Below are 12,274 nucleotides of genomic sequence, written 5' to 3'. Positions count from 1 at the left end.
TTCATTATTTTCCTAAAAAGAAAAAAAGAAAAAGATACTATTCCATAAATGGATTTAAAGAAGTGGTAAAAGGAGGTATTTTTTTGATGAAGGAATTAGCGGTAGCGTGAGGGATTGTGAAAATATTCTTTTATTTGACTCTCACTAAAAAATATAAAAAAAAGGTCAAAATGTGTAAAAAAGTATGAGGTGGGGAGGGAGATGAGTAACTATATCGTTTATTTAGAGCAGTTAGAGGGTCTCTTTGCTGGTTGGCAGGAAAAGTATAAGCTTTTTGTCCCCCAGGAAAAAGAGGGCTTTTACTTTTTGGAAGAATATAGCCCTGAGGCTGAGATTTCTTTTGATTATGACCTCCTTTATAATCCTCCTAAGAGCTTTATTTTTCCTCCACGAGAAGACTTAATTGAATTTGACTTAAAAACCTATAAATCTAAACCTCTTTTGACAGCTAGCTCTCAGATTTTATTTGGTCTGCACCCCTACGATATCAAGGCCCTAAATCAGTTGGATCAGGTGATGGATATGGGAAGTGTGGATGTCAATTACAGGCAGCGTCGGGATAATACCATAATTATGGGCCTTACTCCTTTAAGGGTGTGTCCAGAAGCCTTTTGGGGCAGTGTAAATGCTTTTAATGTAGATTTTGGCTTTGACCTTTTCTGGACCAAGATTGGGCCAGCTACCTTCCTGGTAGAGGTGGGTTCTAAAAAGGGAGAAGAGCTCCTTTTTGTCAATGGAAGGGTAGATAAGGCTACTTCTGCAGAAAGGGAAGTGGCCAGGAGAAAGAAGCAAGAAATAGTGTCCCTTGTGCAAAAACAAAACAGGTTAAAATATTCCTGGGAGGAAGTTCCCAGGGTTTTGGAAAAGAGTTTTGATTCTTTTTTGTGGGCAGAAAAGTCCAGAAAGTGTTTGGCCTGTGGAAGTTGTAACCTCATTTGCCCCACTTGTTATTGTTTTGATATATTGGACGAAGTAGACGACAAACTAAATAAAGGCAAACGCTATCGTACTTGGGATGGGTGCATGCTGGAAAGTTTTGCTAAGATTGCTGGCGGGCACAACTTTAGGGGAAGAGCAGCAGAGCGCTATAGACATCGCTATTTTCGCAAGGGAAAATACATTTATGACATGTTAGGTGAATTGGGGTGTGTTGGTTGTGGGCGGTGTGTGCGAGTGTGCACAGCTCGCATTGCTAATCCTCTGGAAGTTTTCAATGTTTTGTGGGAGGCTCTAAGTTATGAAAGATAAATTTTCTCCTTATGTTCCCAGGGTGGCAACCCTAAAAGCCAAGAAAAAACTTTCTGACTTTGTAACTCTTTTTGAGTTTGCTCAGGACAATGGCAAACCTTTGGCCCACCGCCCTGGTCAGTTTATTCAACTTTCCCTATTTGGGATAGGAGAGGCCCCTTTTTCCATTACTTCTCCTCCAAGAAGTGATCATCACCATTTTGAAATAGCTGTGCGTAAGATTGGTACTGTTACTACAGCCCTGCATAACCTGGAGGTGGGAGCCAAAGTAGGAGTAAGAGGTCCTTATGGCTCTTATTTTCCCATGCATAAGTTTGTGGGGCAGGATGTACTTTTTGTGGCTGGAGGACTGGGCTTTATTCCCTTAAGAAGTTTGCTTAACTATATGCTCAGGCACAGAGATGAATATGGGCGGATAATGGTTTTGGTGGGCACTAGAAATCCCAAAGAGCGTATCTTTATAGATCAAATCGAAGAGATGAAAAAAAGAACAGATGTGGAAGTATTGGAGACAGTGGATAGCCCGGATGAAACCTGGAAAGGCAATGTGGGCGTTATCACCACTTTGCTGCCCAAGGTAAAAATAGAGCCAGAAAGCACCTATGTGGCCATGGTTGGGCCACCTGTAATGTATAAATTTGTCATCAATGAATGTAAAAAAATAGGCATAGATGAAAAGAGAATATATGTGTCTTTAGAAAGAAGAATGAAGTGTGGCTTAGGTAAATGTGGCCATTGCCAAATAAATGGCATTAACTGTTGTGTTGATGGTCCTGTTTTTTGTTATACTGAAATTGCCTCTTTAGAAGAGGCTATTTAAAGGGGATAAAAATGTCTAAGCCAAAAGTTGCTTTTTTTGATTTTGCTGGCTGTGAAGGAGATCAATTACAAATAGCCAATCTGGAAGAGAGAATTTTAGATATTGCTTCTCATGTGGAAATTGTAAGTTTTAGAGAAGTAAAGACAGGTCATAGTGATGATTATGAAATAGCTTTTGTAGAAGGCTCTATTACCAGGTATGAAGATGAAGAAAGGATTAAGGAAATTCGTTCCAGGGCCAAGATTTTAATAGCTTTGGGAGCCTGTGCCACTATTGGAGGCATAAACTGTTTAAAGAATTTTTTAAATGAGCAGGAATATAAAAATATGGTCTATGGACCCTGGGCAAGGTATTATTCCACCTATGCTGCCAGGCCTGTTTCTGCAGTAGTACCTGTGGATGGAGAAATTCACGGCTGCCCCATTGATAAAGAAGAGTTTGTAGAAGTGGTAAAAAGTTTACTTTTGGGCAAGAAGTACACACCTCCAGATTATCCGGTTTGCGTGGAATGTAAAAAGGCAGGGAATATTTGCCAGTTTGAGCGTGGTAGGTTGTGTTTGGGTATTATTACCAGAGCAGGTTGTGGAGGAGTGTGTGTCAGTAGAGGTAGCGTGTGCTGGGGCTGTAGAGGTCCTGCACCCAGTGCCAACCTGGATGCAGCCAGAGAAGTTATGGATGAACATGGCTTTAGCTGGGTGGAAGTAGAAGATAGATTAAGACTTTATTTGGGCCACTTTTTAAAGTTTAATTAGATAAAGGTGAAAAAATGGCTAAAGAAAAGGTAAAAGTAGAAGCAAAAGAGTCTCCAAAATCCAAGGACAAGACTTTAAAGGTAAAGTATTTAACCAGGGTAGAAGGCCACGGCAATATTGTGGTTAAAATTGATAAGCAGGGAAAAATTGAAAGTTGTTCCTGGGAAGTGCCAGAAGCTCCTCGTTTTTTTGAAGCCATGGTAGTGGGAAGGCCCTATCAGGATATTCACCACATTGTCTCTAGAATATGTGGAATCTGTTCTATTGGGCATCAATTGGCTTCTATTCAGGCTACAGAAGAGGCCTTTAATGTTCAGGTCTCAGAGCAGACCCTTATTTTGCGCAAATTAGCTTTGCATGCTGAAAACCTGCAAAGCCATCTCTTGCATATTGGCTATCTGGTTTTGCCGGACCTTTTGGGCGTAGACTCTGTGTTTCCTCTGGCTGAAACCCATAAAGAAGAACTGGTAAATATAATTGAATGTAGAAAACTGGCCAATGAGTTTAGTGCTACCATCTGTGGTCGCACTACGCATCCTCAACGCTTGTGTCCAGGTGGGATGGAAGCCATTCCTTCTGTTCAGGAATTAAAAGAACTAAAACTTAAATTGCAGAAGTCCTTAAATAATCTTTCCAGAATGGTGGAGCTTTTTGCCGCGCTTAAGGATAAGTACCCTGTTTTTAATCGTCCTACAGAATATATAGCCCTGGTAAGTAATGGAGAGTATGCCTTATACCAGGGAGAAATTGGTTCTTCCCTGGATGAGAGAAAACCCAATAGTTTTTATAACCAGATTACCAACGAGTACTGTATTCCTCAGTCCACTGCCAAGTGGACCAGAAATGTAAAAGATTCTTATATGGTGGGCGCTTTGGCCAGGTTTAACTTAAACTATGAATTGCTTTCTTCCCAGGCCAAGAGTGCAGCTTCTAAATTGGGATTGGTAGCTCCCTGCCACAATCCTTTTTACATTACTCTGGCTCAGTTAGTGGAATGTGTACATTCCACTGAAGATTCCATTTATCTTATTGATAGTTTGCTAAGCAAAGGGCTTAAGCAAGAAGCTCCTATAAAAATAACTCCCAGATGGGGAAAGGGAGTAGGTGCAGTAGAAGTGCCCAGAGGTATTTTATTCCACTCTTATGAATACAATGAGCAGGGAAGAATTGTAAAAGCAGATTGTGTTATCCCCACCAACCAGAACCATGCCAATATTCAAGAAGACTTTAATGTCTTTGCTCCTACTTTAAATGGCAAGTCTGAGGAAGAGATAGAACTGCTTTTGAGTATGCTGGTTAGAGCATATGACCCTTGTATTTCTTGCTCTACCCATTATCTTGAATTAAATCCCAACAAAGAAAAAATAGTTAAATTTATTTACGTTTAAAATAGAATATATAAAAGATTTTTTTTTGGAAGGTGTCTAAAGATTTTTAGACACCTTTTTATTTTTTAAATATATTAGAAAAATTCAACCTGGGTTGGTAGAATATTTTTTTATGGTTTATTTTAGGTAATGTTAAATAAAGTATACTCAAAATAATAGATTTAATTGATTTAATGAACAGTTCTATAAAAAATCATCCTTGATGCTGACATATTGGGCTTTTGAAAGAATGTTTGAAACTCATTTTTGTTCGCTAAGAGCAAAAGGGGGCACAGGTATACCAAAGAGGCAATGAAAGATTTGTGCCTTTATTTTATGCGGGGAAAATTTACATCCAGAAGTTATCAAGGTACTTATTGAAGCAAGAGAAAAGTAATTTAGCTAACAATTAGCTCCACCGCGTCGATTTGCTGTTCTTAATAGCGACAGATGGGTTTAGAGATTAGGCCAATATAAATTGGAGGTTTGGCATGAAAGGTGAGTTTACAGCAATTATAGAGCCTGCACCCGAAGGTGGGTATTGGGCTATTTGTCCTGAAGTGCCAGGTGCCAATGGACAGGGAGAGACAATAGATGAAGCAAAAGAGAATTTACGTCAAGCTATTGAACTCATTCTCAAAGATCGAACAGAGGATATTCTGCGTGGATTACCTGAAGATGCAATCCAGGAAAAGATTGTAATTGCATGAAACGCAAGGATTTAGAAAGAAAATTGCGCATAGCAGGGTGTTATCTTAAAAGGTAAGGTGCGTCGCACTCACTATGGATTAATCCAAAGACCGGGGTTATTGAAGCTGTTCCTCGGCATAAAGAAATCAAAGAACCTTTAACAAAGAAAATATTGAAAAATCTAAGTGCAGAATAAAGCGCCTAATAATTATACCGATTCGCTATTACACTGCGCTTAATAGCGACAGGTGAGGTTGGAGGTTAATTCATTTAAGATAAAGGATAAAAAGTAATGGCTAATGTAGAAGAAATTATTGTCATCAATTGAGTCTCTCTCCTAAGAAGAATTTTCGCGCTTAAGAGAATGGTTTTATGAGTGAGATTGGGAAAGGTGGGATAAAGAGGTGTTCCCCGTAAACACGGGGGTGAACCGAGTGGTTTGATAGAGCTTTACGAGCCTGTTTCGTTTTCCCCGTATACAGGGAGGATGAACTGCAAAACCCTCATAGTACTTCCCTGGAATTATTCGTAATTTAGATTCAGTCAATAGGTCTTGGGGATTATTCTTTTGACAAAATCTGTTTGCCTTTGAGCAAAATTTAAAATAGCCACACGGATTAAGTTGAGTGGGCAAAGTGGTGATGGAAAAGTTTACCTATTTATTATTAGTTTTATTTTTAGACTTTTTGTTTAAGGACCCAGAATACCTCTGGCATCCAGTAAGGTTGCAGGGAAGATTTTTAGCCTGGTGGGAAGCGCGAGTGCAAAAAAGGTCTGCCTTAAGACTCTGGGGTGGATTGGGGACCTGGGGAGTTGTTTTTTTTAGTGGCAGCATTGTTTATCTTTTAGGTAAGACCGGCCTGGGCTGGTTCTTTGATTTATATTTTGGCTATGCTGTACTGGCCTTTGGTTCCCTTTTTACAGAAGGCCTGAAGATTTATAATTTACTGACCAAAGATGAGCTTTTGGCCAGAAAAAAACTTGGTTTTCTGGTCAGTAGAGACACAGAAAAGATGCAGCCAGAAGATATGCACAAGGCCTTGATAGAGACCCTGGCAGAAAACTTTAATGATGGAGTGGTGGCTCCTTTTTTTTATCTGGCCTTGGGAGGGCCGGTTTTGGCCTGGATGTATAAAGCTGTTTCTACTGTGGATTCCATGTGGGGATATAAACAGGGTTATTATCAAAAACTTGGCTTTTGGGGAGCTAAGCTGGATGATATTTTGGCCTATTTGCCAGCCAGGATAAGTGCTCTTTTGTTTTATCTAGCTGGTTTTACTTTGCTTAAAAAAAGGATTGTTTTCAAAAATTTTTATCAGGATGCCCATAAAAGCGAAAGCCCCAATGCGGGCTGGCCCATGGCCATGGCAGCGCACTTGTTGGGAGTAGAACTTGGAGGAAAGGCCATTTACTTTGGCCAGGAAAAGGTCAAACCTGTACTGGGTGTGGCAGGAGCAAAGCCAGATAAAAGCAAAATTCAAGAATGTTTGCTGTTGTTGGTGCTTAGCTATGTGTGGTTAATCTTTTTGACTTTTTTAATTTGTCTTGCAGGAGATAAGCTCTTTTAATCTTTGCAAATTTTCTTTATCCAGACTTTCATCTTTACCCTTGGGCGTTTCTATGACCTTGGGTAAGTGAATAAAAGCAGAATCATTTAAAATATTTTTAAAACCTTCCAGCCCTATATAACCCTGACCAATGTGAGTGTGTTTATCCCTTTTGCTGCCCAGGGGGTATTCACTATCATTTAAATGCCAGAAATAGATGTTTTCCAGTCCTAAAGAAGTGTCTATTTTTTTGCGGGTAAGCAGGTAGTTGGCACTTAAATCATAACCTGCAGCTAAGAGGTGGGCACTATCTAAACAGCAGCCCAGATTAGAAGGAAAGTTTAACTCCTCTAAGACCTGTCCCAGCTCTTCCAGGTTTCCTCCCAGAAGACTGCCAGAACCACAGGTGTTTTCCAAAAGAATTTTCCCTGAATAGGCAAGTTTGCTGGCAAAATCCAGTAGTTCTTGCAGGGAGTCTTTTAAAAAAACTAGGCCCTTATCCAGTCCCTTTTGCCTGTGGCTTCCAGGATGAGTGATGATATATTCTATTTTAAGTAAGGTTGCCCTTTTGATTTCTTCTTTCAGGTTTTCCACAGATTTTTTACGCAAGGAAGCTTCTGGGCTAGCCAGATTGACCAGATAAGAGGTGTGAATGGCAATGGGATAGTTTCCCCATTGTTTACGCTTTTTTAAAAAGGTTTCAATTTCTTCCTCTTTTAAGGGAGGAATTTTCCACTGTCTTTGATTTTTGGAAAAGATTTGAAGGGCTGTGCCTTTTACCTTTTGTATTCTTTCAATAGCCCTGTTAAGACCACCCTGGATGGACATGTGCGCACCCAAGTAAAGCATTATTCTTCCTCTAATTTAAAACGAATGCGTAAAATTCCTGCGTCAAAACTAACAGAGCTAATTTTAAACTTACCTATTTCTCTGGTGGAACCAACATGTTCGCCAATGCAGGCTGCCTGATCATAATCGCCTATTTTTACTATTCTAATTTTGTCTTTAGCAGTACTGGGTAGTTTACTGGTATCTACTTGTTTCCTGGCTTCTTCTAAATCCAAAAAATAGGTTTTTACAGGCAGGTCTTTAGAGATAATAAGATTTACCTGTTTTTCTACTTCTTCTATTTCCTTTTCTGTAAGCATTCTGGAAAACTTATAATCACACTTGGATTTTTTCTTTTCAATATGGGCCCTAAAGGAACGGCCACATTGAAACATTCTGTCCATGGTTTGGTTTAAAATGTGCTCTGCAGTGTGCATTTTAGGGTTGTAATTTTTCACTAGAAAACTCCTATTTTGCTAAGCGATCTATAGTTGAACACTAGGCTTAAAACTAAGAGTAAAATAAAGACCAGTTTTTTATAACTTTGGGTTGAAATCCTTTGATATAAAAGTATTCCTGAAAATACTCCTAAGAGGAGAAAGAAGATGCCTTTTACAAACAAGGATAAGACTTCCCTGGTGATAAGTCCTGTTGCCAGGTGAATAGTACTTATGCCAAATCCAGCAAAGAAAAAATAACCTGTTAAGATAAATTTTATTTTATTTTTGTGCAGGGGTAAAAGGGAACTATAAACAATAACTGGAGGACCATTGGTGCCCAAACTTCCTCCCAGTATGCCAGCTAAAAATCCTGTGAGATAGGCCCAGTGCGGAGCCAGGTTTAGTTCTGGCAGGCGGATAAAAAGTCCATAGAGAGAATAAAAGAAGAGAATAAGTCCCAGGGCAACTTCCAGGTAAAAGGAAGGAAGACTTTTTAAAAGATAGACTCCTAGTGGAAGCCCTAGCAAAGTGGTTAAGAGTAGAGGAGAAACAGCTTTAAAGGAAAAATACTTACGCAAATTCCACATCAAAGTAGAGTTTATAATCAGGGCAAAGAGGCTTACCAGGGGAATTACTGTTTTTAGTGGATAAAAAAAACAGAGCAGGGGCAGGGAAATAAGTACAGAGCCAAAACCTGTAAGTCCTTGAATAAAGCCAGCACTAAAAATAATACTTACAAAAATAAGGGTTTGCATTAGAAGAGATAGTTTAAGGCCTTTAAAATCAGGGCAGCTAAAAAGCCGGCCAGGTAGTCATCAGCCATTATTCCTAAGCCACCAGCCAGCTTTTCCCCTTCTTTTACTGGCCAGGGCTTGAAAATATCCAGCAACCTAAACAGAAGAAAACCTAAACCCAGGTTGGTCCAGGTTAAAGGCACAAAGATAAAGGTAAGCAGTTGTCCACCTATTTCATCTATGACCACAAAAGAAGGATCCTTTTGGCAGAGATGTTTTTCTATTTGGCTACTTACCCAGGTACCCAGGAAAAACACGATTATTACGCCAAAGACAAGAACAAACTTTGTTGGTTTTAACCACAAAAGTAGAAGTAGAGTAAAAAAAGAGCCTACAGTTCCCGGGAATTTGGGGAAAAATCCCAGATAAAAACCTGAGGCCAGAAACAAGTTTAAATGGTAAAAGAGTTTATTCATTTTCTTCCAGGCCAATTATTTCTAGTTCTAAAAGATTTTTTACGGTTTCAGTTAAGGGAAGCCCTACCACATTGCTATAGGAGCCCTTTATTTCTTTAACTAAAAATCCACCTATGCCCTGAATACCGTAGGCTCCAGCCTTATCCATTGGTTCCCGGGTTAAGACATAGGCCTTTAAAATTTCTGGCGAAAACTTTTCCATAATCACTTCTGTTTCTACACTAAAAATGCGTTGTTCCCTTTGAAACAAAAGACACACGCCAGTAATTACTTCATGGGAAGTGCCAGCTAGCTTTTCTAAAAAAGCAAGTGCCTGCTTAAAGTCTCTGGGTTTGCCCAAAATTTCTTTATCTTTAACCACAATGGTATCAGCGCTTAAGATGGCTTGGTGGGGAAAGCTTTTACTTACTTCCTGGGCTTTGAGGAGGGCTGTTGCCTGGGCATATTCTTTAGGGGTAGAAAAGTCTTCAGGATTTGGCTCTTTTACTTTGCTGGGCTGGACATAAAAATGTATCCCCAAGGAAGCCAGTAAGCTCTGACGCCTTGGGGATTTGGAAGCCAAAACCAGGTCCTGTTTATTTCTAAAAGGGCCACGCAAAAACATCTAACCCAGGATTGCCTCTCTCAAACTTTCATCCAGAGTGGGATGGGCAAAAATGTATTTCCTGGCTTCTTCTCTGGTCCACTGGTTGGCCACAATAATAGTAGCCAGGGTAATGAGGTGGGAGACCATAGGGCCAATAGCTGATATGCCCACTATTTTATCCTTTTCCCACAATACCTTAATAAACCCTAAACCACCGCCTTTGGCCTGAACAATGGGATTGGCCAGAAGGGAAGCTTTGCTAATCTTATAGTCCTGGTTTAAGTCCTTTTCGCGTTTTCCTACCTGGATGATTTCTGGATAACCATAAATACAAGAAGGTACGAGGCGAGGTAAGTAGTCTTTAGTTTCTTTACCTGCAATAAGCCTAGCCACATATTCGCCCTGGTCGCTGGCTGCATGGGCCAGCAAATAAAGGCCGTTGATATCGCCAATAGCCCAGATGTTTTCTGCTGCCTGGAGCTTGGCATTGACCTGGATGAATTTTCTTTCCGTGAGTTTAAGGGGGATATTTTCCAGACCCAGATGGGCAGTGTTGGGTATGCGTCCTACTGCCACCAGGCAGGCATCTGCTTCTATGGATTTTTGGGGAAGTGTAAGCAGAACCTTTTCTCCCTGGACTTCTATCTTTTCAGCCCTTACGCCCAAATGGATTTCCCATTTTTCTTTTTTGAGCGTTTTCAACAGTTCTTTGCCTATATCTTCGTCTTCCAGGGGAGCCAGTTGGTTTAAGGCCTCAATTAAAATGATTTTACTGCCCAGCCTGGAAAAGAACCTTCCCATTTCTAAACCTATGGGGCCACTGCCAATAATGGCCAAAGTGGAAGGTACAGACTCTAAGTCCAGGGCTTGAGTGGAAGATAGAATGTATTTACCATCAAATTGAAGGCCTGGGAGGGCACTTTCTTTGGTGCCTGTGGCCAGAATAATGTTTTTGCCCTTTAGGGTGGAGGCGCTATTTTTTAAACTTATGGTCTGGGCATCAATTAAAGAACCTTCATCTTCATAGATGTCTACTTCCAGCTTTTTTAAGGTCTCAGCAATGGCCTTTTGGGTCGCCTTTACTAGCGTGTCCCTTCTCTTTAATAAGTTGGGCAGGTTTGGAGAAAACTCTCCTGTACCCAGTCTTAGCCTGCTAAGATGCTGGATAGCTTCAATGGGTTCAGTAGCTCCTAAAAAAAGCTTGGTGGGAATGCATCCCCAGTTAAGACAGGTCCCACCCAGGTATTTTTTTTCCACCAGGGCAGTCTTCAAACCCAGCAGGCCAGCTTCTTTGGCTGCAGCATAACCACCAGGTCCTCCTCCAATAATCACTACATCATACATTTTCCACCAACTCCATGTTTCTGGCTGCCTTTACTTCGTCTAAACGCCTTACCGGGGTTTTGCTGGGTGCTTGCAAGAGATACTCTGGATACTTTTCTGCAGTGTTTAGGATGTCAATAAGGTCGTCTACAAAACGGTCCAGGGTCTCTTTGCTTTCTGTTTCTGTGGGTTCAATCATCAGGCATTCTTTAACAATTAAAGGGAAGTAAATTGTAGGAGCGTGATGTCCTTTGTCCAAAAGGGCCTTGGCAATATCTAGTGCCCTTACTCCCTTTTTAGCCTGTTTTACGGCTGAAGCCACAAATTCGTGCATACAGGTGCGGTTATAAGGAATTTCCAGGTAATCTTCCAATTTTTTGCGCAGGTAATTGGCTGCTAGTACTGCGTGTTCAGAAACTCTAATTAATCCCTCTCTACCCAAACGCAAAATATAGGCATAGGCCTTTAGAATAACCCCAAAGTTGCCATAAAAGGGAGCAACATAACCAATGGAAAGAGGATAGTTGTAATTGAGGAAAAACTGACCATCTTCCAGCTTGACCACTCTGGAGATGGGCAAGAAGGGTTCCAGTTTTTTACTTACTCCTACAGGCCCTGCTCCAGGTCCTCCTCCTCCGTGAGGAGTGGCAAAGGTTTTGTGTAAGTTTAGATGCACCACATCAAAGCCCACATCTCCCACTCGCATTTTACCCAAAATAGCATTCAAATTGGCTCCATCATAGTAAAGTAGACCATCCACAGAGTGAATGAGTTTTACTATTTCTGGAAGATGTTTTTCAAAAAGTCCCAGGGTATTGGGACAGGTCATCATCAGACCAGCCACTTCTTCATCCAGGACCTCTTCCAGGGCCCTGGGGTCAATAATGCCATCTTTGGATTTAATGCTTACTACCTTATAGCCAGCAATGGCTGCTGAGGCAGGATTGGTGCCATGGGCAGAGTCAGGCACTATGATTTTGGTTTTTTTATTGCCTTTGTGTTGGTGATAGGCAGCAATAAGCATAACTCCTGTGAGCTCTCCGTGCGCACCAGCAAGGGGCTGCAGGGTAAAGGCGTCCATACCTGTGATTTCACAGAGTAACCTTTCTGTTTCATACAAAATTTCTAGAGCTCCCTGGGTGTGGTGCCCTGCACTTTTTAGCTGAGGAAGAAGAGGATGGAGCTTGGTAAATCCTGGTAAACTGGCAACTTCTTCCAAAAATTTGGGATTATATTTCATGGTGCAGGAGCCCAGGGGATAAAAATTGCTATCTACCCCAAAATTTTTGCGAGAAAGTAAAGTGTAATGTCTAACCACATCCAGTTCACTTACTTCTGGCAGCTTAGGTCTTTGGGAGCGGAGAAGGTTTTCTGGGAGATAGCTTTTAGCTTCTTTTTGAGCTGGTTTGGGCCAAACTCCTCTTCGGCCTGGTCTTGACTTACTAAAAATGGTTTCCATTTCT

Annotated in this window: 13 protein-coding genes; 6 read left to right on the top strand and 7 right to left on the bottom strand. The window is 40.9% G+C overall.

Annotated features, from left to right (window positions below; genetic code table 11):
* Positions 1–201: 201 nt before the first annotated feature.
* The 6 genes from ACTCIM_RS03750 to cbiB all read left to right on the top strand — a co-directional run bounded on the left by ACTCIM_RS03750 (position 202) and on the right by cbiB (position 6,445).
* Positions 202–1,248 carry a 4Fe-4S dicluster domain-containing protein gene (locus ACTCIM_RS03750; RefSeq protein WP_464279425.1) on the top strand — a complete coding sequence of 349 codons (1,047 nt, stop codon included), beginning with the start codon at positions 202–204 and terminating at the stop codon, positions 1,246–1,248.
* Positions 1,238–2,068: an FAD/NAD(P)-binding protein gene (locus tag ACTCIM_RS03745; RefSeq protein WP_464279426.1), complete on the top strand. Its 831-nt coding sequence runs from the start codon at positions 1,238–1,240 to the stop codon at positions 2,066–2,068. The genes ACTCIM_RS03750 and ACTCIM_RS03745 overlap by 11 nt, the downstream gene beginning before the upstream one ends.
* A gap of 11 nt (positions 2,069–2,079) precedes the next feature.
* Entirely contained in the window at positions 2,080–2,820 is a 741-nt protein-coding gene (locus tag ACTCIM_RS03740) for an NADH-quinone oxidoreductase subunit B family protein (protein WP_029967209.1), read from the top strand.
* A 14-nt stretch (positions 2,821–2,834) separates the two neighbouring features.
* The gene (locus ACTCIM_RS03735; protein WP_472313896.1) at positions 2,835–4,208 is read left to right on the top strand and encodes a Ni/Fe hydrogenase subunit alpha; all 1,374 of its coding nucleotides are present in this window, start codon (positions 2,835–2,837) and stop codon (positions 4,206–4,208) included.
* A 470-nt stretch (positions 4,209–4,678) separates the two neighbouring features.
* Positions 4,679–4,897: a type II toxin-antitoxin system HicB family antitoxin gene (locus ACTCIM_RS03730; protein WP_029967204.1), complete on the top strand. Its 219-nt coding sequence runs from the start codon at positions 4,679–4,681 to the stop codon at positions 4,895–4,897.
* A 621-nt stretch (positions 4,898–5,518) separates the two neighbouring features.
* Positions 5,519–6,445: an adenosylcobinamide-phosphate synthase CbiB gene (gene cbiB / locus ACTCIM_RS03725; RefSeq protein ID WP_472313976.1), complete on the top strand. Its 927-nt coding sequence runs from the start codon at positions 5,519–5,521 to the stop codon at positions 6,443–6,445.
* On the opposite strand, the gene ACTCIM_RS03720 is transcribed toward cbiB, so the two are convergent.
* From ACTCIM_RS03720 to gcvPB, 7 genes are read right to left on the bottom strand one after another with little or no spacing between them, the layout of a single operon-like run.
* Positions 6,413–7,273, bottom strand: a complete 861-nt coding sequence (locus ACTCIM_RS03720) for a deoxyribonuclease IV (protein ID WP_464279429.1) — start codon at positions 7,271–7,273, stop codon at positions 6,413–6,415. The genes cbiB and ACTCIM_RS03720 overlap by 33 nt on opposite strands.
* Positions 7,273–7,710 (bottom strand): alanyl-tRNA editing protein, encoded by a 438-nt coding sequence (locus ACTCIM_RS03715; RefSeq protein WP_464279430.1) that lies wholly within the window; start codon positions 7,708–7,710, stop codon positions 7,273–7,275. Before ACTCIM_RS03715 ends, ACTCIM_RS03720 begins: the two co-directional genes overlap by 1 nt.
* Positions 7,710–8,447, bottom strand: a complete 738-nt coding sequence (locus ACTCIM_RS03710; RefSeq protein ID WP_029969454.1) for a sulfite exporter TauE/SafE family protein — start codon at positions 8,445–8,447, stop codon at positions 7,710–7,712. The genes ACTCIM_RS03715 and ACTCIM_RS03710 overlap by 1 nt, the downstream gene beginning before the upstream one ends.
* Positions 8,447–8,902 (bottom strand): phosphatidylglycerophosphatase A family protein, encoded by a 456-nt coding sequence (locus ACTCIM_RS03705; protein ID WP_029969451.1) that lies wholly within the window; start codon positions 8,900–8,902, stop codon positions 8,447–8,449. The genes ACTCIM_RS03710 and ACTCIM_RS03705 overlap by 1 nt, the downstream gene beginning before the upstream one ends.
* Complete coding sequence (locus ACTCIM_RS03700; protein WP_029969447.1) at positions 8,895–9,506, bottom strand: Maf family protein; 612 nt, start codon at positions 9,504–9,506, stop codon at positions 8,895–8,897. The genes ACTCIM_RS03705 and ACTCIM_RS03700 overlap by 8 nt, the downstream gene beginning before the upstream one ends.
* A complete protein-coding gene (locus tag ACTCIM_RS03695) occupies positions 9,507–10,832 on the bottom strand; it encodes a dihydrolipoyl dehydrogenase family protein (RefSeq protein ID WP_029969444.1) in 1,326 nt (441 codons plus the stop codon).
* Positions 10,825–12,270, bottom strand: a complete 1,446-nt coding sequence (gene gcvPB, locus ACTCIM_RS03690; RefSeq protein ID WP_029969441.1) for an aminomethyl-transferring glycine dehydrogenase subunit GcvPB — start codon at positions 12,268–12,270, stop codon at positions 10,825–10,827. The genes ACTCIM_RS03695 and gcvPB overlap by 8 nt, the downstream gene beginning before the upstream one ends.
* Between the last annotated feature and the right edge of the window lie 4 nt (positions 12,271–12,274).

The organism is Desulfonauticus sp. (genome assembly GCF_055126295.1).
Note: the sequence above shows the minus strand (reverse complement) of the source record. Positions and strands in the feature narration are given on the sequence as shown.